Below are 25,470 nucleotides of genomic sequence, written 5' to 3' on the forward strand. Positions count from 1 at the left end.
TGAGGAGGGACCCCAAGGGCCCCGGCCCTCTGGACACCCGGAATGGCATAACGTCTGTGTTACAGAGAATCGCTTGTTAGCTGCAACCAGCATGGATCGTTTCCGTCCCTTCCGGGACACACTTCCATTTACCGCTCCTGTGCCGCCCGGTGGACTTCGTCCCATCATAACGTTGGCGGGAGTGAGATGCGTTTATGATTGTTTCCCTCCCTAAATCCCTCCTGAGGAGGGACCCCAAGGGCCCCGGCCCTCTGGACACCCGGAATGGCATAACGTCTGTGTTACAGAGAATCGCTTGTTAGCTGCAACCAGCATGGATCGTTTCCGTCCCTTTCGGGACACACTTCCATTTACCGCTCCTGTGCCGCCTTTTGGACTTCGTCCCATCATAACGTTGGCGGGAATGAGACGGGTTTATGAACCTTTGTGCGGATAAAGTTTTCTTTGGAGATTGGTTTGTTTTTCCTTATTAGAAAATGGGGGCCTATTGAATGAACAACTTTGATAGGTTTCACCCTATAGTATATTCTATCCCGGCAAAGACGTAAATTGGGGAAGAACAGCCGCGAACGGGGGAGTGATTGCCAAAGGGAAAGTGATTTGATTCATGAGGGTGATCGTACCATGAGGATCATCTTTCAAGGCTGTTTGAGCGGTTCTACCGCAGCGATCATTCGAGGGCGCGCAATTACGGCGGAGCGGGTCTGGGGCTCTCCATCTTGCAATCCATTGTGGAGGCGCACGGCGGGGAAATAACCGTACGCAGCCGCATCGGTCATGGATCCGAATTTGATGTTACTTTTCCGGTCATCCAGCAGTAAATGCAGATGCTGCGGAAAGATTCCAAGCCTTTTGTTATAACATAAGGTTCTTGACCCGGGTTGAAGTCAAGAACCTGTGATGCAGGCCGGGTAATGACAAGTTGATATTGCCCGGGCGCAGCGGTTAAACCCCCGCGGTATGATTTAATCCTTAATCGGAGCCAAGCTTTTTAAGCGCTTTGGTCGCCGGTCCTTCAATAACCTCTCCGTCATAGGAGAATCTCGAGCCGTGGCAGGGGCAATCCCAGCTTCGGTCGCCATTGTTCCAATCCAGCTCGCAGCCCATGTGGGTGCAGGTTGTATCAACCAGATGAAGTATCCCGTCAGGATCCTTGTAGGCGCCTGCGCGCTTTCCATTGAACGATACGACTCCGCCTTCCCCCTGCGCGAGCTCTTCGACATGCTTATGCACCATTTCCAGCTTTCCGGCGATCAAGTACTTGGCCACGTTCGCATTCTCCGATATCACGTTCTTCATGCTGGCACGGGCGTGAAAACGCTGAGGCGTATACAGCTCCAGATAGGGATTGCCGCGCCCGACGATGCTGTCGCTCAGCATCATCGCCGCAGCCGTTCCGCCGGTCATTCCCCATTTGCCAAAGCCGCTGGCAAGCTGGACATTAGGCATGCCTGAGGTGACAGCTCCCACATACGGAACCTTGTCGAGAGTCAGCAAATCCTGGGCGGACCAGCGGTACGGTATCGAGGCCACGTTGAAATGCCTTACCGCATAATCCCTCAATGCTTCATAATACTGGATCGTGCACAGACCCTGTCCCGTCTTATGGTTTTCCCCGCCGATCAGAACCAGCTTCTCACCATTCATCGTAGACGCCGTACGGATTGAGCGCTTCGGATCGTCGGCGCTCAGATACATGCCCTCCGGGAATGGTTCCTCATCCGCCATGCGTACTCCAAGTACATAGGAACGCTGGGCATGCAGCCGGGCAAAATAAAAACCATGCCGGTCGATAAACGGATAATGCGAGCAAACGACCACATGGGATGCTTTCACCCGATGCCCGTCTTTGGTGATGACAACAGGCTCCTCTCCATTCTCCACATCCACCGCCGTGGTATGCTCATAAATGCGTCCCCCCGCCTCTGTGATACGGGGAAGCAGAGCGCTCAAGTACTGCAGGGGATGGAACTGAGCCTGATTATGCATCACAATGGCGCCATGGGTCGGCACATCGAGCGGTATCTTGTCAATATATCCGCCGGGAATATCCAGCTTGGCATACGCCTCGGCTTCGTCATGCAGCTTGGTCAGCGTATCGACCGTTTGCGCATAGAGGTATGCATCCTGCTCGGAATAGCCGCAATCTATGTCCAGCGACTTGATCGTATGCCTGACAAAATCGAGAGCGTCGCGGTTGGCTTCATAATATAATCTGGCCTGGTCCTCGCCCAGATCCTTGATCAATTGAGCGTAGATCAGATCATGCTGGGCGGTCAGCTTGGCTGTCGTATGCCCGGTGGTTCCGCCAAGAAGGGAATCCGCTTCAAGCAGCACCACGTTGACGCCTGCCTCAGCCAACCGGTAAGCGGTCGTTATTCCTGCGATTCCCCCGCCAATAACGACGGTATCCGTCGATGTATCTTCTTCCAGCTTCGGGTAATCGGGAAGCTGTACGGAATGGCGCCAATACGATTCGGGTAGCTGCGGAAGCTCTCTTAATGGCTTGTTTGTAATTAACATCTGTCATCACTCCGGTCTATGGGCATCCCCACTCTATTGTTCGCGGATAGGGTTTACAGAATTAACCTCTTTTATGTAAAGATGGCGGATATTGCGATGAAAACAACCTCTCCTTAAGGTATAATGAAACAAATCGTGTTTATGCAAAGGAGAGAATGAACCATGTCTGAGTTTGACTGGATTCGCAATATTTATTGTGTGGGGCGCAATTATTCCCTTCACGCCAAGGAGCTGGGCAATGATGTGCCGAAAGAGCCCATCCTCTTCTCCAAACCGACGCATGCCCTTCGACCGGCCCATGGAACGACTGAGCTGCCCGGCCATATCGGCATTATCGATTATGAAGCCGAGCTGGTGCTCCGGATCTCTTCGGCTTACGACCCAGGCAAGCCTGTTGGCGAGCTAATTGACGGTATCGCCCTTGGCATCGACTGGACGGCAAGAGACGTGCAGTCCCGTTTAAAAGCCAACCAGCATCCCTGGCTGCTGGCCAAAGGCTTTAAAGGCTCCGCTATTCTTTCCGAATTCCACAGCGTCTCCAGTCTGGAGCAAATCGCAGCTCTGCGCTTCAGTCTCCATATCAATGGACAAGCCGTCCAAACGGGCAACCCGAATGACATGACCTTCTCTGTGGAGCAATTGGTTACCTATATCGGCGGTACCTATGGACTGGATGCGGGGGATATTATTTATACCGGTACGCCAGCCGGCGTCAGCGCTATCCATGATGGAGATTCGGTGGAGCTGAGGCTCACTGGATTGGACTCTGCTGCTGCAGGCGGGGAGCAAACCTTGGGTTCCTTTGAAGTTAAATTTCTAAACCAATAAACTGTTAATCCGATGTAAAGAAAAGATCTTAATTCCATGATTAATTCAGGATATTAAATAAATATGAAGAGTGCGGCTCAAAGGTTTGCACAACGGACAAGTAGGGTAATATAGAAGCGTGCTTACATAATGAAAGGAGAGGAATTACTATGAGCGTTATCTACACTGCGCATGTCACATCACGCGGAGGCCGGGAAGGCGTTGTCCGCTCCTCCGATGGTCATTTGAATTTGAAAACCACTCAGCCCAAGGAAGGTGCTGAAGGAACGAATCCGGAGCAGCTGTTTGCAGCCGGATTTTCGGCCTGCTACCACAGCGCGTTGAAAGCCATTGCCAAGGGCAAGGGGATCGAAACGGAGAAATCGGAGGTTACCGCAACTGTCCGGCTTCACAAGGACGATGACGGCTTCAAGCTCTCCGCCGTTCTTACCGTGACTGTTCCGGGTCTCGATGAGAAGCAGACGATGGAGCTTGCGGAAGCGGCGCATCAAATGTGCCCTTACTCCAAGGCTACACGCGGCAATATTGATGTGGAGCTTAAAGTTGGAGCGGCACAAGCCTGATCTTATACGCGGCAGCTGACAAAAGGCTGTATCCTCAAGCGGGTAATCGACCCGCCAGAGGATACAGCCTTTCTTTTGAGCTTACAGCAGTAATACCGCATGCTATATAATCAGCCCTGCAGCAGAACGCTTTTCCGCAGAAGGTTCTCTTATAACGACACCACCGGTCCGGCTATCCTATCATGTCCGGGATAATTTCCTGCCTCGGTGCTCCACAGGCTGCTGCGGCTCCTCTTTCTGCGGAAACTGCAGCTCATAGAGCTGTTTGTATCGGCCGCCCTGCTCCAGCAGCGATTGATGCGTGCCCACCTCGACGACCTTTCCTTTGTCCAGGACATAGATCCGGTCTGCCCGCTGAATGGTTGATAAACGATGGGCAATGACAAGTGACGTGCGGTTCTCCAGCAGATGCTCCAGCGCGTCCTGAATGGCCTTCTCCGATTCCGTATCAAGCGAGGAGGTCGCTTCATCGAGAATAATGAGCCGGGGATCCTTCAGAATCGCCCGGGCGATGGACAATCGCTGTTTCTGGCCGCCGGAGAGCTTCACTCCCCGTTCCCCGATCTGCGAATCATAGCCCTGCGGGAACGACATGATGAAGTCATGGGCGTTGGCGGCGCGTGCAGCCGCTTCGATCTGGGCCGATGTCGCTTCCGGCTTCCCGTACACCATGTTGTCGCGAATGCTCCCGTTCAGCAGGACGATATCCTGGGAAACAATTCCCATTTGGCGCCGCAGCGAGCTCAGGCTAAGCTGTGTCAGCGGATGCCCGTCAATGCTGATGCTCCCATGCTGCGGATCATAGAAACGGGTGATCAGATGGGTGATGGTGGATTTGCCCGCTCCCGAGGAACCGACGATGGCGGTAACTTTGCCGGGCAGCAGCTCGAAATTAAAATGCTCCAGCACCTTCGGACCTGTTTGGTAGGCAAAGCTTACATCGTCGAACAGGACATGGCCATGAACGCGGTCAAGCTCCCGGGCATGATCTACCTCCACCACCTGGGACTTCGTCTCCAGAATTTCCACTATCCGCTCGTAAGCTGCCGCCGATTGCTGAATGGTATTCAGCGTCCGGCTGAAGCGGCGGACCGGATTTTGCAGGAGCCGCAGATACGCGAGAAAAGCAACGACATTCCCTACGGTCAAAGCCCCGTCCATCGTTTGCTTGGCCCCATAAATCAGGACGGCCGCCATCCCGACGAAGTTGATCATGTCGATTATCGGCTCATAGACCGAACGCAGCTTCACGGCGGCCAGATTCGCCCCCATATTCGCCTGGGTACGAACGGCGAAGCGCTCCGTTTCGTAGTCCTCCGTGGAGAAGGCCTTCATCAGCCGAATGGAGGACAGGGTATCCTGCAGATGATTGGTCACCTCGGCAACCGACTCCTGAATCCGTTTGGATGCGGCGCGAATCCGTTTGGAGAAGAACCGCGTCGTCAGAATCATCACAGGGAAGGTAATCATAATGATGACGGTCAGCTGCCAATCCACCCACAGCATATAGGCAAGAACAGCCACAAAGGTGAACAAATCCGTTACGATCGACATCATGCCGGACGATACCAGCTGCTGCAGCATCCCTACATCGCTGGTTACGCGCGACATCAGATCTCCGGTCCGGCTGCGGTCGAAGAAGCCGACATCCAGCGATTGTAAATGCCGGTACAGCTGCTGACGCAAATCAAGTACGGCCTTCTGGCCGATAGAAGCCATCGCCATGCCGCTCAAATAATTAAAGATTCCCTGCAGGATAGCGGCGGCCAGGATACCCAATGCAATCCATACCAGCGTCATATAATGCTTGCCGGGAATGACGTGGTCAATGGTATACTGCGTAATCTGCGGAATTACAAAAGCCAGCAGGGAAACGGCCAGGATCGAGAAGAAGGCCACAAGGATAAGCCCACGCTGACCGCGAATATGGAAAAACATCCGTTTATACATGCTCCAGATGCTGCCGGGATTCGGTTTGGCAGGCTGCAAGCTTATTCGTCGTCTTGCCAGATTGTCCATTCTTTCCATCACTCCGTATCGGCGGGCCCGGCATCTGTCGCGCCAGAGTCCAGATAAGCTTTTAACAGATTATTCATGTCTGCAACCAATCCGGCGAGCTCATGCTGCCTCGCCTCACTGCCGGCTGCGGATCGTTCCGCCCTCATCAGCTGCCGCAGCACTTCATACGATTCTATACTTAGACCCAGCTTTCTGCGGAACCGCTCATGCCGGTGCAGATCCTCTTCTTCTCCCCTGTGCCGCTCCCCTCTTTCGCCTTCCCGGCCCTTGCCGCATGCGCCCCGCTCCGGCTCGGGGCTTTCGCTGAGCATCGTGCGGCCTTCCTCCGTAATCCGGTACACCTTCTTGCCGCCGCTCTCCGCTGCCGCGATCAGCTCGCGGTCCTCAAGCATCTGAAGGGTAGGATAAATCGATCCTGCACTCGGAATATACAAGCCGCCGGATTGCTCCTCCAGAGCTTTCATCATCTGATAGCCATGCATCGGCTCCTTCGTAAGCAGCTGGAGCAGCGCATATTTGACGCCTCCCCGGCCAAAATACCGTTTGGAGCTGCGGAAACGGCCTTCGCCGCCATCCTCCCTGCCTCCACGCCCCTCATGCTCTTCGTATCTCCTGCCCCTATGTTCAAAAAAATGATTAAACCGCTCATTCCGCATCGTTCAATCTCTCCCTTGTTAGCGAATACGATATATCGTAATATAAAAATAAACGATATATCGTATTGTGTCAATAACGACATTAATTACAATGCCGGCCGGCAAACGGGTAGAGTTCGTTCACCTTCTCTGGTAAATTATAGTTAGAAAGTGGTTCATGATGATCTGCTGCACAACAAACTGCCAGAAAGCTCACAGATTTTTCATAGATCGCTCTAAAGGAGGCATTTATTTGTCCCATTCTTCTGAATTCGACTTCCTTGCTGCACCTCTTGCCGGACAAGCTCTGGCGCCATCCGGCTCCAATCTGGTGCTTGCCGAGTGGACAGCTTCAGGCACTTCGCCAGACATGACCCAGCCGCAGCTCATCGCTCCGCTCCATCTGCATCATTACGACAATGAAGCGTGGTACATCCTCGAAGGCACGCTCGGCTTCCAGATTGGCGATGCGGCGATTGTGGCCTCCGCCAATGACGCTGTCATGGTCCCGCGTGGGACAGCGCACACTTATTGGAATCCAAGACCTGAGCCTGCCCGTTACCTCATTGTCATGACCGCACAGATTAGTGGGCTGATTGATGCCATCCACGCTGCAGACAAGCGGGATCCGGAATCCATGAAGCAGCTATTCGAACGGTACGGTTCCGAATTGCTTGAGTAGGACGGGTCGCAGATATGGCAGCATGTATTAGGAGTGGGAGCAGCAATTATACGAGGAGGGCTATGATGAAGCATGATTTGAGCGGGATGAAAACGCCTGGGGGAGTAAGAATGCTTGAGCAGGTGCGCAAGATCTGCAAGGTGCTGCCTGAGGTCGCCGAGTTGATCGATGGGCATGGGCATACGACGTTCAAGGTAGCCAACAAATCGTTTATCATCATGAGCGACTACGGGATCACCTTCAAGTCGGATCTGGAGAATCAGGAGATTCTGATCCAGCAGGAGCGTTTCACGAGGCCTCCCTATATCGGCCATCACGGCTGGGTATCCATCAGCAATCCCGAGGACTGGGAAGAGATGGGCATTCAGTTGAAGGAAGCTTATTTGCGCGCCGCGCCCAAGCGGCTGTTCAAGCAAGTGATGGAAGAGGAATCGATATAACCTTCTGAGTCATGATGGGCTGAACGATATATCTATATAAACGACTGGCTGCATGGTTAAATTTGATTACAGGAGGTGTCGACGATGAAAAAAGCGCTTATTTTGGGCGGAACACGATTTTTCGGCAAAAAGTTAGTGGAACAGTTGATCCATGATCAGGTCGACCTGACCATCGTAACAAGAGGGCTTACTCCCGATTCATTCGGCAGCTCGGTGAAGCGGCTCCAAGCTGATCGTACAGACCCGGCTGCTCTGCGCGCTGTACTGGGTACCTCGGAATATGATGTTGTTTACGACAACATTTGCTTCACGCCGCAAGAGGCGGAGGAAGCTGTGAATCTGTTTGCCGGGCGCACAGGAAGATATATCGTAACTTCGTCATTAAGTGTGTATCCGTTCGGAGAACCCGGAAAAAAAGAGAGTGATTTTGACCCCTACACCTATCCTGTTCCGGAGCCCTCTCCTGCGAACGCGGACTATGCTGAAGGAAAACGGCTGGTTGAAGCGGTATTGCTGCAAAAAGCGCCGTTTCCGGTGGCGGCTGTACGTTTCCCCATTGTTTTGGGACATGATGATTACACGCGGCGGCTGCATTTTCACATTGAGCATGTTGAGCAGGGGCTGCCCGTCGGAATACCAAACCTGAATGCGCAAATGTCGTTCATCAACTCGGATGAGGCTGCCTCCTTTCTCGCCTGGCTTGGCCGTTCCAATCTGGAAGGGCCGGTCAACGCCTGCTCGCAAGGGGAGCTGTCCCCTGGACAAATCATGACGCTTATATCGCAGGCCGCGGGCAAAGAGGCGAATATCCTGAGCGAGACTGATAACATGCATATGTCGCCCTTTGGCATCCCCCAGCCCTGGTATATGGACACGGCCAAAGCCGAGGCTGCCGGCTTTTCGTTCCAGCAGCTCCGCAGCTGGATGCCGAATTTGATCCGGGAGATTGCTGCCGGGCAGGCAAAATAGACAAAAAATAACCGGCCAGACACATTAATCCTGTGTTTAGACCGGTTATTTCTCCTATATATACGGCGCTGCCGGACCGTCATCCATTCCGCTTAAACCTTCGCGGCCTGCCCTACCTCAGTCAAACGTTTCTTCGCTTCCTCATAGACATCACCCGCAAGCGGACCCTGCTGGGCAAAACGCAGATTCTCCTTCAGATGCTCCGGATTCTTAGTGCCTACAATCGTTGTCGAGAGCTGCGGGTGGGACAAAGTAAAACGCAGCAGGAAGCCTGTCCGGCTCTCTCCTTCTTCGAGAAGCTCGTCCAGCTTCGCCGCTTCCCATGCCGACCAGCGGTCCTGGGAACCGCGTCCAGCTCCAGGCTCGCCCTGTCCTACGCCGCCGCGTATAATAATGCCCGCGCCAGCTTTGCCTGCCTTGGCAATAAGATTCTCATGCTCACGCTCCAGGGCGGAATATGGAATCTGGAAGGTGTCGAACGCACCGGTATCTATGTAGGCCGGTAGATGGGGCAAATAGGATGAAATACCGATCCAGCGGACTTTGCCCGAGGCCTGGATTTCCTTCAATGCCTCGACGAGTCCGCCCTCTTCCGTCTGCTCCACTGTCGGCCCGTGCAGCTGCAGCAGATCGACATAGTCCGTTTTCATCCGTTTCAGGCTGGTCTCAATATTATGAAGGATATTATCGCGTGTCCAGACATGAGGCGTCTCGTCGTGATCACCCTTGTCCACCAAGGTGCATCCGCATTTGGTTGCAAGGAAATACTCATTCCGGCGATGGCTGATATACTTGCCGATCAGCTCCTCGCTCCTGCCGTAGTCGTATGCGGTATCAATGAAGTTAATGCCGGCATCCAGCACAGCGTTCAGAATACGCTCGGAATCCTCATCGGCTACGTGGCGTCCGTTCCATACCCGGGGACCGCGAATCTCCATGGCTCCAAAACCAAGCTTCGTCACCTGCAGGCCCGTCCGGCCAAGCAATGCTTTTTCCATTGTCGGTATTCCTCCTTTGATTCGGATCTTGAATACCCTTACATTATACCCTTGTCCAAGTGCCATGAACAATCCTTGTCCGGATTATTCCCGGAATAAGCCCCTTTTTCCGACTGAGGAAAAGGGGCTTTCAGATGAGTCTTACGGGTCATCGCATCGCGGAAATCGTTCAACATGGATAAAACACATCAAGCGCATGAATGGATGAATAGCTGTCTTAACCGGTCTGCTGATTCAGGGCAGGGCAGATGCCGTCCTGACCCGCCGCAGCTTACAACTGCTCGTATTCCAGAAAAGGATCCGCGATTTCAATCCTGTACGCTGCGGCATCCCCCGCTCCCACATAGAGATCCGCCAACCCGCCTTCCCTGCGCACCAGTCCGCCGCTGAAGATGACATCGGCAAGATCGGGGCGCTTGGCGGGGCCTGCGGGGAAGCTCCCCCGCCGGGCAATGATTTTCATCGGTGTCTTCTCAAGGGTGTCCGGGTTGAAGGCAAAGGTCATGGCATAGTAATGGCGGCTGCCATCCTCCTCATCGAAAGAGGCGATATGACCGAGTACACCGACAAGGCCATTGGCCAGCAGATGCGCCTCATTGGCGCCGCCCCACTGCGTACCGGCAAACTGATCCTCGAATACGGGAGCCTCGCCAATCAGATAAGCGGTTACATCTTCGAGCCGGCCGACTTTGACGAAGCCGATCTGTCCTCTGCCGCCTTTGTACCCCTGGGGACGGGTCAGCACACCGATTTCTCCATCCGCAAGCTCGATCAGACGAATATCCTTCATATGGTATGGACCGCTGAGAAAATGCCGCAGGCCGGCGGTATCCGCACCGCGATAGAACTCCGTCACCCAAGCCACGATGCAGTGCGGATGCAGCGGATCGGCAATAACCCGTACACCGCCGAAGATCAGTTCCCCTTTGATTCGTGTAAAAAAGGGATCCTGCAGCTCATAAACCGGATAATCCGGATGGGGCTTCCAGACCTCGCCTTCCTTGCGAAAAAAAATAACCTCCGAAAATTCCGTGCTGCGTCCTTCCACTCGCCCTGCGATAACGAGACTTTCCCGGTCGGCAAAAGCAGCCGATATGTTATACACATCCCGGCCCCCGATACCTTCGAAGCGGATCCGCTCTCCGCCCGTTGCAGGCTCATGATTACCAAATTGCTGCAGCAGGTCCCTGCAGGTTTGAACCTTCGTTTGTTGTAGCAGCATACGTCCCGTCCCTCCGTAACCGTTTACGATTAACCGAGATGCTACTTTCAATGATGAAACCATTAATCAAGCGTTCTATGCCCTCTTCATTGCTACACTCAGGCGGCTGGACAACGGACGCTGGATTGCCCAGAAAAACGAAAGGCGCATCCTCACTGGGCAGGCAGTGCTTTCCATCAGAAATATTCGATGCTTTATCATATACCCGAATGGGTTCCGTCGTTCCGATCTTTTATCGGCAGCATGCTTATGAAATGTCTCTCGTATGCTCCGGCAGAAGGGGACCTCATTGCGACTAGCTCTCTATTGCCGCAATCTTCTGTTGTTCCATTAACTCTTGCTCAGCCTTGGCCTTCTCCTCGGCCTCCACTAATTTAGCCTGCAAGGCCTCATCCTTCCGTCCTGCAGCTTCAAGAGCGGATAGATAGGCATGAACCCCGGAGCGTATGATCGGATCTTCAAAATTACCATTAATATCCTCCTTCAGCATATTAATGGCCTGCTCATAATCATGCCGGTTGTAATAAATTTGGCCCAGAGCCAGCCTCATCGTCGGGGTAACAATAAACTCATTGCCCTGAAGCTGTCCTTCCGGAAGCGATTTGAGGCGTTCGATCCGGTCCAGCACTTCCCGATACAAGGCAAAAGAGTGATCCCACATGGCATTTGCCGCCTGTTCATCCGTCTGCTTCCCGTTCATCCCGGACAAATAATACTCCATCATCCCCGCTTCATAGAAATACATATCCCACGGGAACCTGTCCAGACCTTCGTCGATCGTCCTCAAGGCACGGTCATTGTCTCCTATGCTTTTGTAATATTGGTATTCTTCTCTCAATAACTTATAGTCGTAAGGAGAATAGGATTTTAACTGAGTGATCAGCCGTCCCTGCTCCTGCAGGTACTGCTCATCCCGGGTTGAGCTGAACGCCTGCTTCATCCAGTCTATCTTGAGCAGCGTATAATCGGGATGCTCCGGTGAAATCGCAATCGCCCGGTCGATGTAGGTGAGCAGCTCATTAAGCGGCTTCCTCTCTGCGACTGCCATATTCAAGGAATGATCGAAGCTTGCGCGTGCCTCGTATTCCCTGTACGCCCCGATGAATAGAACGAGCGCCAGCAAAGAAATCGAGGAGGGAAAGACCCACCGCCAATTGACCTTTTGAAATGCTTGCCACGCCGGTATGAGAAATGTCTTGTGATAAGGTGCCAGCATGGCGCCCAGGCACAGGAACACAAGTACGGAAAGAAACATGTAGCTCATATCGAAGTCGATTACACTATGCGCCAGAATGGACAGGGAAATGATGAAGAAATAGATTCCGCCGCCGCGAAGCCCGGGATTTCTGATATAGGACCGGATAAACAGGCCGTAAACGGTAATCAGGAATCCGAGCAGAACGAGGAGCCCCAGCCAGCCGATTTCAACCATGGTTTGTAATAAATAGCTGTGCGTCTGCTGGCTGCCATACGGATTGTTTTGATACTTCTGGTAAAGCGCTGCCCAGGCACCGCCTCCGCCGCCCAGGATGGGATAGTCAGCCGAGATTTTGAATGAATCTCTGTAGAAGGTCTCGCGCTCCAGGACGCTGTGCTGGTGCAAATTGATATTTTCCAGGCGGTTCGCGATACTCACAGGCAGCAAGCTTCTGATTCCGCTGCTTGTAAGAACAAGAGTAACGGCCAGCGTCCCCAGGATGATGAAGAGCGCAGGTACAGCGGCAATAGACAGCCTGGACTTTTCCAGCCTGAAGGTTTTGGCTTCGAGAAAGCCGGATAACCGCGGGTGAATGAAAACAATCAGTGCTGCAAGTACGACAGAAATGCCCAGAACGAAGCTCCAGCCGTTTAAGGGGAGAGGATTCCAGAGGGACATGGTCTTCCCAAGCTCGGAGGCGGGCTCCAGTATAGCCGAGATATCGGTGCCTATTCGCGTCACATGGCTCAGGATCACGAAAGAAAACAGAACAGCCAGAACCATATAAATCAAATACAGCAGCTGCCTGCTTATTTTCAGAAAAGGAAGAATGAACAAGACGATGACTGGCAGCAGGACAAGCGCCGCCCGCGAGTAAGTCAGCATGAGAGACAACCAGATCGGGACAAGCATGAAACTATGTATTGCCCGCAGGTACCACTGCCTGGTATGGATAGCTGAGAACAGTCCGCCCAGGAAAAGAGCGGTAAGAAATGCGGCATAGGAATTGGAATACTGAAAAACCGAGGTCAGACGGTAAGAGGTATCGGCCAGCCACAGTGCATTGGGATAATACACCTGTCCGAACCAATTCATGAATCCATAGATGACAATCGTGTAGCCGGATATTTGAATGGCCGCTTCCATGATGTTCCTGTGAAGCTTATTTTCCATCATATACAGACCGACGATAAAGAAAGCCGCGGTCATAAATTCAAGCTGAACCATCAGCTTCGCATTATGGGCGGAAGCCGCCTGGAAGGAAGACAGCACATACATAAGCGGGAGCATGAGCACTCCCAGGGACAACAGAAACCTGTAGTCATCCAGTCTCCAATTGTAGAGAAAGCGAATGCCGAGAAGAAAGACGATGACGGACGAATACATCAGGAATTCAATCAGAGGCGCTTCAAAATTCAATTCGGCTCCGTTAAACAGAGCGTACCTGAATGGAAAAATAAACAGGAAAAGCGTTACCGCCGCTACGATCGTCCACTGAATGAGCGAAGTATTCGATGCCTCTTTTTCATGGACGCGAGGAAGTGTCTTTTTTTTCGTATTCAATTTCGTGAAGCTCCTTTACGACTGCGGATTTTTACTCATCTATCATTTATAAATTCCGGTTTTCAGGATTCGCATAACATTTCCAAATATATGGACGAGAAAAAAAGAAAAAAGTTACAATTTTGGGTGATTTAATTTTTAATGAAATGAAGAGCAGAGGATGCATCAAGGAAGATCTTCCCCTTTGAAGCGAAAGAAAACGACAAAAAAGCCGGCGCCTGATTTCCCGGACACCAGCCTTATATTCACGTCATTGATAATAAGTTCTCTTAAGCTTTCACAGCATTCAGCCAGGCCTGGGCGATCAACGCGCTCCCCGCAGGCGATGGGTGAACGCCGTCCGGCGCCCAATAAGCGGGGCTTGTCTGTGTACCCGCTTGAGCGAACAACCCGTCGAGCGGAACATACAGGGCTTGGAACTCGTTGGCGAGCTTGCGGACCACTTGAATCTTCGGGTCCAAATCCTCTCTCCAGGTCTTCTGGGCCTCGTTGACCGGAAGCACGAACGGCTCTACCAGGATCAGTTTGACATTCAGCTGCTCCTTCGCCTGCTTGATCAGTTTGCGGTAGGTGGTTTCATATTCCTCCGCGCTCATCGGAATGCCCCTGTCATACCGGCGCCAGGTATCGTTGATCCCGATATAGATCGACAACCAGGTCGGCTTCAGTTCCAGGCAATCCCGCTCCCACCTGCGTTCCAGATCAACCACGCGGTCGCCTCCGATACCGCGGTTAAGGAAGCGGACCTGTTTCTCCGGGTGCTTGCTGGTAAACAGCGCCGTAGCAATATTGGCGTAGCCGCTGCCCAGACTTTTTCCATCCTCCCGGTTGCGTCCTGCATCGGTAATGCTGTCCCCCTGAAACAGCACAACTGCATTGTTTTCGATTAATGTCATCAATAACACCTCCAGTTAACTATTATACATGCGATAATCCGCAGCGGGATAGGGGGATTTCAGCCGATCTTATGGGCCTTCTGCCTATACGGAAGCCGACTCCAGCAAGGAATTTCCGGCTTCCAGCCCGCCATCCCCGCTCCTGCAGCAGCTTCTGTATGGAGAACTTTAAGCAGGCTGCAAAAGCATGTAAACCGGCAGGCTTTTCAGCACGGCGGCTTCGATAAACTCTTAACCTGCTGCAGGACGCGCACAGAAGCGAGTAATGTTAACGCGCCCCCGTCAGCGTCGGACTTCAGCCGCACAAGCGAAGCTTTCTTCGTCAGCAGCATTCCATGTGAAAAAGACAGCTGCCCGCAAACCGCCGGACAGCCGTCTTCACAAAAATCCCTACTGCGCAAATCCAAAATACTGCTGCGCGTTATTGTAGCAAATATCCTGCACAATGGTTCCAAGCAGCTCCCGGTCATGGGGAGCTTCGCCCTTCTCCACCCAGTCGCCGAGCATGTCGCACAGCAGTCTGCGGAAATACTCATGACGCGTGTACGACAGGAAGCTGCGCGAATCCGTCAGCATGCCGACAAAACGGCTCAGCAAGCCAATGTTCGCGAGCGTGTTCATCTGCACCAGCATGCCGTCCTTCGTGTCGTTATACCACCAGGCGGAGCCAAGTTGCATTTTACCCGCAACGCCGCCGCCCTGAAAGCTGCCCATTACAGTAGCCAGCACCGGATAATTCACCGGATCGAGGGAGTACAGAATCGTCTTGGGCAGAGCATCCGCCGAATTCAGAGCGTCCAGCAGTCTGGTCAGGGGATACGCAACCTGGCTGTCGTTGATGGAATCGTAACCCGTATCCGGCCCCAGCTTGCCGAACATAAGGCTGTTATTGTTGCGGGAAGCGTTAATATGAAGCTGCATGGCCCAGCCGAGCTTGTTGTACTGCCGGCCCAGGAACAGGAGCGTATGCGTCTTGTATTTTTGCTCCTCCAGGAGGCTCACTTCCGCACCTTGCAGCGCTTTGGCGAAAATCTCCGCGGCTTCCCCTTCCGTCGTATCCGCATATGGCACATAATCGAGCGCATGGTCCGATACCCTGCAGCCAATCGAATCGAAGAACTGTATCCGCGATTCGAGCGCGGAGAGCAATTCGCCGTAGCTGCCGATCGGCTGCCCTACAGCCTCGCTCAGTCTGGCAATCCACGGCCTGAAGGTGGCGCGGTTAATCTCCAGACTTTTGTCCGGGCGGAAGGACGGCAGCACGACCGTATCGAAGCTGCTGTCCTCCTTCAGCTTGATATGGTATTCAAGCGAATCCGCCGGGTCATCCGTCGTACAGATCACCTTCACCTTGGAGCGTGTGATCAAGTCGCGGGCGCCGTAACCCCCTCCGGTCAGCAGCGCGTTCGCTTTCTCCCAGATCGCTTCCGCATTGCCCGTATTAATAAGCTCTTCAATGCCGAAGAACCGTCTAAGCTCCAGATGCGACCATTGATAGAGCGGATTACCGAGTGTTACCGGCACCGTAGCCGCCCAGGCGTCGAATTTGCTCCGATCGTCGGAATCTCCGGTAATCAGCTGTTCCTCGACCCCGTTGCTTCTCAAAGCGCGCCACTTGTAATGATCCCCGGACAGCCATACATCGGTAATATTGCGGAACGTCTTATTCTCGTATATTTCCTGCGGGCTCAAATGACAGTGGTAATCAATGATTGGCATATCCTTGGCAAAGCTGTGGTAAAGGTCGATTGCCGTTTCACTGTTCAGCAGAAAATTATCATCCATAAACGGTTTCATTTTACCTGCTCCCTTCCCTTACGGTTATCCTAGAACTTGACAAGATCGCTCACTTGAACCGGCAATCCGGTGCGTATGGAACGGTTGGCGGCAATCCCCGTCAGAATGGACATCGCGCCGTCCCGATGATCCGCGGCACGATTGAACTTATCCGGCACGGGCTCGCCAAATACATCATTGAGCAGCACAGGATCGCCGCCGCCATGGCCGCCTTCGCCTTCATCCACCTTCACGGTATAAGGAGCGTCGAACATGGGATAAACGGTGATCGATATCCCTTCCACGGCACCCTCCTGGGACTTTTCCCCGCCGGAATTGACATAGGATTTCTCGACAATGGTCATCTCAAGCCGTCCTCTGGTTCCGTTGAATGCGATGCGGTAGCCTTCCCAAGGCAGATAAGCATTCAAGGAATACGTCAGAATCGCGCCGCTGTTGTATTTCACAAGCACGCCCATCGTATCCTCGATGGAAATCCCGTCGCCGAAGACGCTCTGATCGCGGCGGTAGCCGTCTTCATGCTCGGCATCCAGATACATCGCCTTCAGATGCTTGTTATTGTCGAGTTGGAGGGCGAACGGATCGTTCTCGGCGATCGGATTGCCCGTCGCGCGCTCATAGAATTCCGTCACGCCGCGGTTCTCGGCATTCTCACGGCCATAGAACATCAGATCGCCATAAGCGAATACGGATTTCGGCTCCGAGCCGATCCAGAAATTGACCAGATCGAAGTGATGCGTCGATTTGTGCACCAGGAGTCCGCCGCTGTTGCGCTTGTCCCGGTGCCAGCGGCGGAAATAATCCGCGCCGTGCTGGGTGTTCAGCAGCCATTCAAAATGGATCGAATTCACGCGGCCGATGGCCCCCTCCATAATAAGCTCGCGCGCTTTCGTATGGTGCGGTGCATAGCGGTAGTTGAAGGTGACTCGGATTTTGCGGCCTGTGCGTTTGACGGCATCGAGAATTTCCTGAAGCTTGTTTTCATCCACTGTCATCGGCTTCTCGGTCACAATATCGCAGCCGAGCTCCATGGCCCGGATAATATATTTGTGATGCGTGCGGTCAACCGTCGTAACAATCACCGCATCCGGACGCTCCTGCGCGATCATCTCTTCGAATTCGTCGGCGCGGTAGGTCCGCACTTCGGGATGATCATATTTGTCCACAAGCAGCTTATTCGCGTAAGCCATGCGGGTTTCGTTAATATCGCAGAAGGCTGTCAGCTCCGAAGTTGCCCGGTAATGCTTGGCAAGCGCTCCATAGAAGAATTCCGCTCTTCCGCCAGTGCCGACTAATACATATTTTTTACGTTGTGCCATTTTGCCACCGCTTTCATGCTAGATTTGAATGAGTTCGTCACAGCTAACTTTAGCGCAAATAAAACGATTTTTCACCGCAGTTTATGTATAAGTCACCCCTAACCCCGCTTTTATTGCTATAATATCATGAAGAAACATAGACGGGCGGTGAGCGAAACGAATGAGTGCCTCCACACGAACCAGCTTTCAGGATCCATCCGGCGGATGGGATATCGATAATTTAAAACGCAAAGGGCATTTCTCGATGACCGCAAACCACTTCCACCCTTATTATGAGCTGTATTATTTATGTGAGGGCGAGCGAATGTACTTCGTAAAGGACCGCGCTTACCGGGTGAAGGCAGGGGATATGGTTTTTATAGACCGGCAGGTGCTGCACAAAACCTCCGATACCGGAGTGCCCGACCACGAAAGAATTGTGATCAATTATCAGCATGAATGGCTGGAACAAACCTACCCTCACGATGCCGCTATACTGGTGGAAACTTTTAGACGCGATTATCCCGTTGTCTCCCTACCGGCGCAGCAGCTTCCCGAGCTCAAGCGGGTCATTGCCGAAATCATAAACGAAATGCGGCTGCAGGAGACAGGATGCGCCATCCGCCTGCGCCACGCCATTATCGAGCTGCTGCTGATTGCCGTCCGTGCAAAAAGCGGCGATCACGGCCAGCCTGCGCCCGCTGACCATGGTTCGCCCATGCACATACGAATGATCAAGGTAGTCCAGTTTCTCAATGAGCATTATGCGGAGCCGCTGTCCTTAACAAACGTAGCGAAGCAGTTCGCCATCAGCTCCTATTACCTGAGCCGCACCTTCAAATCCGCGACAGGGTTTGCTTTCAGCGAATATATCAACCTGCTGCGCTTGAAGGAATCCCAGCGGCTGCTTCGCGAAACGGATCTGAAAATCACGGATATCGCGCTTCGAACCGGCTTCGATAATTTCTCGCATTTCGGCAAAGCCTTCAAGAAAATGGCCGGGCTCTCGCCCCGCGCCTACCGCAGCGGCAGCCGGATGAACGCGATGCGGCAGCAGGTCTAGTGAGGTATAGGCTAAAAACCCTTCCGGGTTAATGGGCTGCCGGGCGTATCCCGCTCCACGCTTGATTATTTGCCGTCAACATGCATCAGACGAAGCCCTGACGCTCCCGCCGGTACGCCCCGGGTGCCTGTCCGGTCTGCTTGCGGAACACGCGGATAAAATAATTATAATCCGGTATGCCGACCTTCCCGGCGATGACCGGCACAGAGTCGCGGGTCTGGACAAGCAGCTTCTTCGCTTCCTCCACACGAAGATAATGGAGATATTTCATCGGGCTCATCCCGGTGTGCTTCTTCAGACAGCGGGTTATGTAGTCAAAATGATAGGACAGCGCGGCCTCGAGGGCGCTTGAGGAGAAGGGCTGATCGATGCTGCGGCGCAGAAACTTCTCCGCCTCCCGGCTGATCTCCAGCGACTTGGACGGCTGCTGCCCGGCAGCCACAATCGATTGAAGCTGGGTAAACAGCCTGGCCAGATAAGAATGCAGCTGAAGCGCGCCGAACAGCTGCAGACTGCGATGCAAATCCAGCATTGCCTGAAGCGTGGGAATAAGCGGCAGCAGATCGAGGCCCTGTGCGAATTTCGGAATAAACATGTAATGTGCCGTTGGCTCCGTATCTGTATCCGTATCTTTACGCCGGATCGAGAACCAGGGGATATCATCGGCCTTTACCGTAATCGCCGGTCCCTTATGGACAAAGTGCAGCCAATAGATTTCCGTATCCTCCTCGCACGGCCGGTACCCAACATGCGTCCTGCCTGCCTCCAGCACCAGCATTCCGCCCGTTTTGATCGCGTATTCCACCCCGTCCTCAGCCATATACATCGTTCCCTTGGCCACAATCAGCATATCGTACACCTGGAAGGTCCGTTCAAAATGGCTGTCTCCCGGCTTCCAGACCGTATGCCCAATCGTCATAAACTGCGGAATTGGCGGTATTAACAGCTGCAGGCAATCCATGCCCATAACCTCCCCTCAAGCTCCTGCCGTTCGTATTCCTAACGATCCTGTTCAAGCTTGAAAACGTTCCGTTCAAAGTTATTATACGCTATATCCGGCAGTAAGAAGGAACTTGCTGCCGCCATCCTTCGACGGCAGGGAACGCTTATGCAGCCTATCCTTGCCCATTGTTCCAAAAAGTCGATATCGTCCTATTGAAATCGCTTACGTCCCTATACGCAAACAGAGCGGATGCGATAGATTAAAGCTGAAAGCTGCCTTTTTCCCTAACATTCACACCATGTGTACCGATTAACGCCATTAAACGTAAAGGGGTTGTTTGTATCATGCGGTTCCGACAGGTCCATCTTGATTTCCATACGTCCGAAATGATCCCCGGCATCGGTAAATCCTTTGACAAAAAACAGTTCCAGCAGATGCTCCAAAAAGGGCATGTCGATTCCATCACGGTATTCTCCAAATGTCATCATGGCTGGGCGTACCACCCTTCGGAGGCCAACGAGACCCATCCCGGCCTCTCCTTCGATCTGCTAGGCTCCATGATCGAAGCAGCCCATGAGATCAACGTGAACACACCTGTCTATATCTCAGCCGGACTTGACGAGAAGCTTGCGCGGCGTCATCCCGAGTGGCTGATCCGCAGCAGGGACGACCAGACGCAGTGGGTCAAGGGATTCATGGTGCCGGGCTATCACGAATTCTGCATGAATACGCCCTATCTGGACGTGCTGCTGAAGCAGATTGAGGAAGTCGCCACCCGGTATGATGCCGATGGCATCTTCCTGGATATTGTAGGCGTTCGCAAATGCTACTGCCAAGTCTGCATCGCCGGCATTCGCGCCCAAGGTCTCGATCCCCGCGACGAAAACGTGATTCTGGCCTATGGCGAAACGGTTTATGCCCATTACACAGAATCCGTCAAACGCGTTATTCATGCCATCAAGCCGGATATGCCGATCTTCCATAATGGGGGCCATATTCAGCGGGGCCGCCGTGATTTGGCGCATATGAATACCCATCTGGAGCTGGAATCGCTGCCGACGGGCGGCTGGGGCTATGACCACTTCCCGCTCTCCGCCCGCTATGCCCAGACGCTTGGCATGCCTTATCTCGGTATGACAGGCAAATTCCACACCTCATGGGGAGAATTCGGCGGCTACAAGCATCCCAATGCGCTGCGCTACGAGGTTGCGCTCAATCTTGCCAACGGAGCGCGCTGCTCCATCGGCGACCAGCTTCACCCGGAAGGCTTGATGGATGAGGCCACCTATTCCTTGATTGGAGCCGCGTATTCCGAAGCCGAAGCCAAGGAGGCATGGTGCGTCGATGCCACAGCCGTTGCCGATGTGGCGCTGCTCTCCGAGGAGGCTGCCGCCAATGAGCATACCGGCCGGAATAAAATCTCCGATGTCGGCGCTGTGCGCATGCTTCTGGAAGGCAAGCTGCTGTTTGACGTTATCGATCAGGAGGCGGATTTCGGTGCCTATCGGGTCATCATTCTCCCCGACCATATACGCCTTGCGGAAGGGGAGGCATTGACGGCCAAATTGGAGGCCTATCTGGCCCAAGGAGGCAAGCTGCTCGCGACCGGCGAGAGCGGGCTGCGGAAGGCCAGCTGCGCCAGCCTGACGGATCCAGACGACGGCTTTGTGCTTGATTTGGGCGCTTCCTGGCTGGGCGAGAACCCGTATAAACCGGATTATTTCCGTCCGCACTTCGAGCTGCCCGCACTCGGCTCCGCCGCATATATTTTCTATTCGCAGGGGCAGAGGATTGCTCTGGGCAGCGGAGGAACGGAGCTTGGACACCGGGAGGATCCTTATTTCAACCGCGATGTATTCACGTTCTGCTCCCATCAGCATACGCCTGCCAGCGGCAGCATCGCCGGTCCGGGCATGACTGAAAACAAGAACGGCATTTATGTGGCCTGGAATGTGTTCGAGGATTACGCGACCAAAGGCAGCCTGATCCTGAAGGAGACGGTGTTGTGGGCCTTGCGACGGCTGCTCCCTGACATCACGCTGCGCACCAGCCTGCCTGCGCAGGGAGTGGTAACGCTGCAGCATCAGCCGGGGCAGGCGCGTTATGTCAATCATCTTCTCTATGCTTCACCCGTGAAACGCGGGGATGGCGTCGAGGTCATCGAAGATATTATTCCGCTTCATGATGTGGAGGTTGCGCTGAATCTGCCGGAAGCCGCGAAGCGCGTTTATCTGGCCCCGCAAGGCACCGAGCTGCCGTTCCGGCAAAATGAAACGATCGTCGCCTATACGGTCCCGCGCCTGGAATGCCATCAAATGGTGGTCATCGAGACATAAAAGTCCGGCGAAGAAAACAGCTTGCGCATGGAAGGAGAGCGCCTGCGCTTCTCAGACTATTTCCGCTTTCCGCTCTCCGTCGGTTAGTCGGGCTTTTGAATCTTAAGCAATATTTCTGCCAAGTAAAGAAGCCGGAAGCGATCAGTTCATCGCTTCCGGCTTCTTTGAAATAGCTATGCTTTCAGACAATCCGTATGCAGATTCTATATCTGCCTCAATAGCGCGATCTGCTTTTGCAGCTCTTTAATTTCCTGCATCAGCTTTTTCTGCTGCAGCTCATTCTCCGGCTCCGTCTCGTTCATCAATCGGACCAGGCGGAGCTCAAGCTGTCCGCACTCATTCGCGCGTTCCTGCCCATCCGTATTGAGCGGATGAGTCCGGCTGCGGGACGCGTATTCCTCGTATGTCCCGGGAAACAGCTCCGGAGCTTGATTGTTGTCCATCAGGATCAGCCGGTTCGCCGTCTTGCGGATCAAATACCGGTCATGCGTAACGAGCAGAAGCGCTCCGGGATACTGCTGCAGCGCCTCCTCCACACGCTCCCGGGTGTCGATATCCAGATAGTTGGTCGGTTCATCCAGAACCAGCAGATTGGCGCGGCCAAAGTACAGCTTCAGGAAGGCCACCCGGCATTTCTCGCCCATGCTCAGGCCGGCGATTTTCTTGAAGACCTCCTCGCGCTTGAACATGAAGCAGCCAAGAATGGTCCTCGCCTGCGACTGCATCATATCGGGAAGGGAAAGCAAGCTCCCGAGTATGGTCTCCTCCTCATCCAGATTGCCAAGCTCCTGGGCAAAATAACCGATTCTGGTCTGCGGATGCAGACGCACGGTCCCGGAAGTCGGCGGCAGCACACCAGCCGCCAGCTTCAGCAGCGTGGACTTGCCTGCGCCGTTAGGCCCCAGAATGGCAATCCGGTCTCCGCGGTTCACCGACAGCTGGAGGTTCCGGAATATCTCGGGCGTTCCCTGATACGCAAAGCCCGCATTCTCGAGCCGAAGCAGAGTCGATGCTGCGAACCCCGCGTCCTCCAGCCGCATGCTCAAGCGGGCCGATTCGCTCGGCTTCTGCACCCCTTCCTGTTCCAGCTTATCGAGCGCGGATTCCTTGGCGTGCATGCGGGAGACGTTCTTCTTCGCCTTCGACCGGTAGAAATCATTCTGGCCCGCAGCCTTATGCGATTGCTGAAACCACTCCGAGTAGCGGCGGATACTCTCGAGAAGCTTCTCCTTCTCCTGCTGCTGCTTCGCATACAGCGCTTCCTGCGTCCGCAGCTCCAGATCCTTCTGCTTGCGGTAATCGGTGTACCCGCCGGGATAACGACGGCAGTCGTGACGGGACAGCTCCATCACAGCCGTTGCCGTTTGGTCTATAAAAGCGCGGTCGTGCGATACATACAGCACGGTGCCCGGATAGGACCGCACCCACTCCTCGAGCCAGCCAAGCATCTCCGCATCCAGATGGTTGGTCGGCTCATCCAGCACAATAAACTCAGGCTCCCGGACCATCAGCGCCGCCAGCTGCGCTCTTGTTTTCTGCCCGCCGCTCAGCTGGCAGAACGGCAGCTTCCACAGCGCCGGATCCAGTTTCAGCTGCTGCAGGCATTTCTCCGTCTTCACTTCCCAGCCGTACCCGTCCAGCTGCATATATCTGTCGTACGTCCGGCTGTACTGCTCCATAACGTCAGATTCTGTGTCTCCGGTACTTAAGCGCGTCTGCAGATCGTTTAATGTGCGCTTAAGGTTGTACAGCTCGGTCGAGCCAAACTGGACAAATTCCAGTGTGGACAGCTCATCCCCCTGCTCCACCAGCTGATCGATCGAGCCCCAATCCGATAGCGGGAGCACGCGGTGAATATCCCCGCCTGTCAGATGGATCCGGCCGAACAAGCCCTGGAGCAGCGTAGTCTTCCCGATGCCGTTGCTGCCGAACAGAGCCACCCGCTCGCCCTTCCTGATTTCCAATTCAATATCTTCAAACAGCGGTTCCCCGCCATATTCATGTTTTAGTCCCGATGCCTTGACGATATACATAGTCATTCCCCCCGATCCCAAATGGAAACACAAAAAACCGCGGCCAGCAGCTCGCGGTCTTATACGTCCGGGGGAAGCAGAGGAACAGCATGAACCATGCCGCTAATATGCCTGAAAGCAAGCTGAAGCGCCTGAAATAGACACCTCCGACAGCGTCAAGCATTTTCGCAGTCCATCCGTACCCTGCTTCATATAAAAGGAGTACCCCCGCGTTGACACACGTATCCCAGACCGGTTCGCGCTATAGGCGAACGCTGCTTGCACATTGACAAGTTATCTTGGGATTCATGTGATTAATTCATCGGCGTGGGTCCTCCGTAAGGTCATTGGAATATTGGAACGGTTCCATTATATATCGATTAACCGCATCAATTCAAGCCGCATCAGGGAAAATGGCCGAATCCAGCAGACCGTTTACAGGATTCTGTCATACTGCTTCGGAAGCAGTTCCTTCCATTCGCCGCCGGTAGCGCGAATTGCATGCGCCGCCCAGTACGGGTCGTTCAGCATTCCCCGTCCAACCGCGACCAGATCCGCATCGCCATTTGCCACTGCCGCAAGCGCAAGCTCCGGATCGTCCAAGATGCCAACCGCGATAACCGGCACGCCCAGCGCTTCCTTGAATTTTCGTGCAAGCGGCAGATGGTAACCTGGATAATTGCCCGGCTTGAGCTTGCCGACAGGGCCATCCCCGCCGCTGCTCACGTGAAAGATATCCACACCCGCATCAAGATAACGGCGTGCCATCTCAAGCGCATATTCGATGCCGTATCCTCCATCCATATATTCAATTGCCGATATTCGCATGATGAGCGGCATGTCGGACGGCATTTGAGCCTTAACCGCCTGCAGCACTTCAACACCGAACAGAGCACGGTCCTGTCCGTATTTATCATCGCGATTGTTAATCGATGGCGAGTGGAACTGATGAATCAGATAGCCATGTGCCCCATGCACCTCAATCGTGTCCACGCCCGCCTCCACTGCCCGTCTGGCGGCATCTCCGAATTTGACAACCATGGCTTGCGTTTCCTCAGTCGTCAGCGCATGCGGCTGCTTGAAGGTTTCACTAAAACGAATGGCAGAAGGACCGACCGGCACTTCCGCATCCCCCGCCTTACGTCCTGCATGGGCGATTTGAATGCCGGCTTTGGCGCCGAAACGGTGTATGCCCTCAATAACGCGGGCAAACGCCGGCACATGCTCATCCGACCATATGCCAAGATCATAATCGCTTATCCGTCCGTCCGGTTCCACATCCGTCATTTCTATGATGATCAGCCCGGTACCCCCTACAGCACGGGAAGTATAATGCACATCATGCCACTCATTCGGCTTGCCGTCCTTGGCGCTGACGGAATACTGACACATCGGAGGCATGACAATCCGGTTGCGGAGCGTCAGGCCTTTAATTGAGAAAGTTTGATTTAATCTGGACAAGGTTTTTTCCTCCTCTACAATATT

General features: G+C 53.8%; 19 protein-coding genes and 1 pseudogene. 8 read left to right on the forward strand and 12 right to left on the reverse strand.

What is annotated here, in order from left to right:
- Nucleotides 1-635: 635 nt before the first annotated feature.
- Nucleotides 636-821 (forward strand): annotated as a pseudogene (locus AC0YOA_RS11440) (ATP-binding protein); the annotation flags it as partial.
- 151 nt (nucleotides 822-972) lie between these two features.
- Here the strand turns inward: AC0YOA_RS11440 and AC0YOA_RS11445 are convergent.
- Nucleotides 973-2,523: an FAD-dependent oxidoreductase gene (locus AC0YOA_RS11445; RefSeq protein WP_475786659.1), complete on the reverse strand. Its 1,551-nt coding sequence runs from the start codon at nucleotides 2,521-2,523 to the stop codon at nucleotides 973-975.
- 162 nt (nucleotides 2,524-2,685) lie between these two features.
- Here AC0YOA_RS11445 and AC0YOA_RS11450 point away from each other — a divergent pair, with 162 nt between their 5' ends.
- Entirely contained in the window at nucleotides 2,686-3,351 is a 666-nt protein-coding gene (locus AC0YOA_RS11450; protein ID WP_475786660.1) for a fumarylacetoacetate hydrolase family protein, read from the forward strand.
- 149 nt (nucleotides 3,352-3,500) lie between these two features.
- The gene (locus AC0YOA_RS11455) at nucleotides 3,501-3,914 is read left to right on the forward strand and encodes an organic hydroperoxide resistance protein (RefSeq protein WP_475786661.1); all 414 of its coding nucleotides are present in this window, start codon (nucleotides 3,501-3,503) and stop codon (nucleotides 3,912-3,914) included.
- Nucleotides 3,915-4,094: 180 nt separating this feature from the next.
- On the opposite strand, the gene AC0YOA_RS11460 is transcribed toward AC0YOA_RS11455, so the two are convergent.
- The gene (locus AC0YOA_RS11460) at nucleotides 4,095-5,933 is read right to left on the reverse strand and encodes an ABC transporter ATP-binding protein (RefSeq protein WP_475786662.1); all 1,839 of its coding nucleotides are present in this window, start codon (nucleotides 5,931-5,933) and stop codon (nucleotides 4,095-4,097) included.
- 8 nt (nucleotides 5,934-5,941) lie between these two features.
- The gene (locus AC0YOA_RS11465) at nucleotides 5,942-6,589 is read right to left on the reverse strand and encodes a PadR family transcriptional regulator (RefSeq protein ID WP_475786663.1); all 648 of its coding nucleotides are present in this window, start codon (nucleotides 6,587-6,589) and stop codon (nucleotides 5,942-5,944) included.
- 232 nt (nucleotides 6,590-6,821) lie between these two features.
- Between AC0YOA_RS11465 and AC0YOA_RS11470 the strand changes: the two genes are divergently transcribed.
- The 3 genes from AC0YOA_RS11470 to AC0YOA_RS11480 all read left to right on the forward strand — a co-directional run bounded on the left by AC0YOA_RS11470 (nucleotide 6,822) and on the right by AC0YOA_RS11480 (nucleotide 8,659).
- On the forward strand, nucleotides 6,822-7,250 hold the full coding sequence (locus tag AC0YOA_RS11470) for a cupin domain-containing protein (RefSeq protein WP_475786664.1): 429 nt from the start codon (nucleotides 6,822-6,824) through the stop codon (nucleotides 7,248-7,250).
- Between the two features lie 62 nt (nucleotides 7,251-7,312).
- On the forward strand, nucleotides 7,313-7,690 hold the full coding sequence (locus AC0YOA_RS11475) for an MmcQ/YjbR family DNA-binding protein (RefSeq protein ID WP_475786665.1): 378 nt from the start codon (nucleotides 7,313-7,315) through the stop codon (nucleotides 7,688-7,690).
- Between the two features lie 84 nt (nucleotides 7,691-7,774).
- Nucleotides 7,775-8,659 (forward strand): NAD-dependent epimerase/dehydratase family protein, encoded by an 885-nt coding sequence (locus AC0YOA_RS11480; protein WP_475786666.1) that lies wholly within the window; start codon nucleotides 7,775-7,777, stop codon nucleotides 8,657-8,659.
- Nucleotides 8,660-8,751: 92 nt separating this feature from the next.
- Here AC0YOA_RS11480 and AC0YOA_RS11485 read toward each other — a convergent pair whose 3' ends face one another.
- From AC0YOA_RS11485 to AC0YOA_RS11510, 6 genes are all read right to left on the reverse strand, one after another.
- Nucleotides 8,752-9,657 (reverse strand): aldo/keto reductase, encoded by a 906-nt coding sequence (locus AC0YOA_RS11485; RefSeq protein ID WP_475786667.1) that lies wholly within the window; start codon nucleotides 9,655-9,657, stop codon nucleotides 8,752-8,754.
- Between the two features lie 271 nt (nucleotides 9,658-9,928).
- Nucleotides 9,929-10,879: a DUF1861 family protein gene (locus tag AC0YOA_RS11490; protein WP_475786668.1), complete on the reverse strand. Its 951-nt coding sequence runs from the start codon at nucleotides 10,877-10,879 to the stop codon at nucleotides 9,929-9,931.
- 295 nt (nucleotides 10,880-11,174) lie between these two features.
- A complete protein-coding gene (locus AC0YOA_RS11495; protein WP_475786669.1) occupies nucleotides 11,175-13,640 on the reverse strand; it encodes an O-antigen ligase family protein in 2,466 nt (821 codons plus the stop codon).
- 269 nt (nucleotides 13,641-13,909) lie between these two features.
- Nucleotides 13,910-14,536, reverse strand: a complete 627-nt coding sequence (locus tag AC0YOA_RS11500) for an SGNH/GDSL hydrolase family protein (RefSeq protein ID WP_475786670.1) — start codon at nucleotides 14,534-14,536, stop codon at nucleotides 13,910-13,912.
- 390 nt (nucleotides 14,537-14,926) lie between these two features.
- On the reverse strand, nucleotides 14,927-16,333 hold the full coding sequence (uxaC, locus tag AC0YOA_RS11505) for a glucuronate isomerase (protein ID WP_475786671.1): 1,407 nt from the start codon (nucleotides 16,331-16,333) through the stop codon (nucleotides 14,927-14,929).
- A gap of 29 nt (nucleotides 16,334-16,362) precedes the next feature.
- A complete protein-coding gene (locus tag AC0YOA_RS11510) occupies nucleotides 16,363-17,652 on the reverse strand; it encodes a Gfo/Idh/MocA family oxidoreductase (protein ID WP_475786672.1) in 1,290 nt (429 codons plus the stop codon).
- 160 nt (nucleotides 17,653-17,812) lie between these two features.
- Between AC0YOA_RS11510 and AC0YOA_RS11515 the strand changes: the two genes are divergently transcribed.
- A complete protein-coding gene (locus AC0YOA_RS11515; RefSeq protein ID WP_475786673.1) occupies nucleotides 17,813-18,694 on the forward strand; it encodes an AraC family transcriptional regulator in 882 nt (293 codons plus the stop codon).
- A gap of 85 nt (nucleotides 18,695-18,779) precedes the next feature.
- On the opposite strand, the gene AC0YOA_RS11520 is transcribed toward AC0YOA_RS11515, so the two are convergent.
- Complete coding sequence (locus AC0YOA_RS11520; RefSeq protein ID WP_475786674.1) at nucleotides 18,780-19,655, reverse strand: helix-turn-helix domain-containing protein; 876 nt, start codon at nucleotides 19,653-19,655, stop codon at nucleotides 18,780-18,782.
- A 326-nt stretch (nucleotides 19,656-19,981) separates the two neighbouring features.
- Here AC0YOA_RS11520 and AC0YOA_RS11525 point away from each other — a divergent pair, with 326 nt between their 5' ends.
- Nucleotides 19,982-21,973, forward strand: a complete 1,992-nt coding sequence (locus tag AC0YOA_RS11525) for a beta-galactosidase trimerization domain-containing protein (RefSeq protein ID WP_475786675.1) — start codon at nucleotides 19,982-19,984, stop codon at nucleotides 21,971-21,973.
- Nucleotides 21,974-22,176: 203 nt separating this feature from the next.
- Here the strand turns inward: AC0YOA_RS11525 and abc-f are convergent, their stop codons facing one another.
- Complete coding sequence (gene abc-f, locus AC0YOA_RS11530) at nucleotides 22,177-24,006, reverse strand: ribosomal protection-like ABC-F family protein (RefSeq protein WP_475786676.1); 1,830 nt, start codon at nucleotides 24,004-24,006, stop codon at nucleotides 22,177-22,179.
- A gap of 414 nt (nucleotides 24,007-24,420) precedes the next feature.
- On the reverse strand, nucleotides 24,421-25,446 hold the full coding sequence (locus AC0YOA_RS11535; protein WP_475786677.1) for an NADH:flavin oxidoreductase/NADH oxidase: 1,026 nt from the start codon (nucleotides 25,444-25,446) through the stop codon (nucleotides 24,421-24,423).
- Nucleotides 25,447-25,470 lie beyond the last annotated feature (24 nt).

Source organism: Paenibacillus sp. JT22N12, from assembly GCF_056269365.1.

What these genes read in the sequence shown, in the direction of transcription:
- AC0YOA_RS11500 (WP_475786670.1), bottom strand. Translation starts at nt 14,536, where the DNA reads ATGACATTAATCGAAAACAATGCAGTTGTGCTGTTTCAGGGGGACAGC.
- AC0YOA_RS11460 (WP_475786662.1), bottom strand. Translation starts at nt 5,933, where the DNA reads ATGGACAATCTGGCAAGACGACGAATAAGCTTGCAGCCTGCCAAACCG.
- AC0YOA_RS11465 (WP_475786663.1), bottom strand. Translation starts at nt 6,589, where the DNA reads ATGCGGAATGAGCGGTTTAATCATTTTTTTGAACATAGGGGCAGGAGA.
- AC0YOA_RS11510 (WP_475786672.1), bottom strand. Translation starts at nt 17,652, where the DNA reads ATGGCACAACGTAAAAAATATGTATTAGTCGGCACTGGCGGAAGAGCG.
- AC0YOA_RS11450 (WP_475786660.1), top strand. Translation starts at nt 2,686, where the DNA reads ATGTCTGAGTTTGACTGGATTCGCAATATTTATTGTGTGGGGCGCAAT.
- AC0YOA_RS11515 (WP_475786673.1), top strand. Translation starts at nt 17,813, where the DNA reads ATGAGTGCCTCCACACGAACCAGCTTTCAGGATCCATCCGGCGGATGG.
- AC0YOA_RS11485 (WP_475786667.1), bottom strand. Translation starts at nt 9,657, where the DNA reads ATGGAAAAAGCATTGCTTGGCCGGACGGGCCTGCAGGTGACGAAGCTT.
- AC0YOA_RS11475 (WP_475786665.1), top strand. Translation starts at nt 7,313, where the DNA reads ATGATGAAGCATGATTTGAGCGGGATGAAAACGCCTGGGGGAGTAAGA.
- AC0YOA_RS11480 (WP_475786666.1), top strand. Translation starts at nt 7,775, where the DNA reads ATGAAAAAAGCGCTTATTTTGGGCGGAACACGATTTTTCGGCAAAAAG.
- AC0YOA_RS11455 (WP_475786661.1), top strand. Translation starts at nt 3,501, where the DNA reads ATGAGCGTTATCTACACTGCGCATGTCACATCACGCGGAGGCCGGGAA.
- AC0YOA_RS11525 (WP_475786675.1), top strand. Translation starts at nt 19,982, where the DNA reads ATGCGGTTCCGACAGGTCCATCTTGATTTCCATACGTCCGAAATGATC.
- AC0YOA_RS11520 (WP_475786674.1), bottom strand. Translation starts at nt 19,655, where the DNA reads ATGGATTGCCTGCAGCTGTTAATACCGCCAATTCCGCAGTTTATGACG.
- uxaC (WP_475786671.1), bottom strand. Translation starts at nt 16,333, where the DNA reads ATGAAACCGTTTATGGATGATAATTTTCTGCTGAACAGTGAAACGGCA.
- AC0YOA_RS11490 (WP_475786668.1), bottom strand. Translation starts at nt 10,879, where the DNA reads ATGCTGCTACAACAAACGAAGGTTCAAACCTGCAGGGACCTGCTGCAG.
- abc-f (WP_475786676.1), bottom strand. Translation starts at nt 24,006, where the DNA reads ATGTATATCGTCAAGGCATCGGGACTAAAACATGAATATGGCGGGGAA.
- AC0YOA_RS11445 (WP_475786659.1), bottom strand. Translation starts at nt 2,523, where the DNA reads ATGTTAATTACAAACAAGCCATTAAGAGAGCTTCCGCAGCTACCCGAA.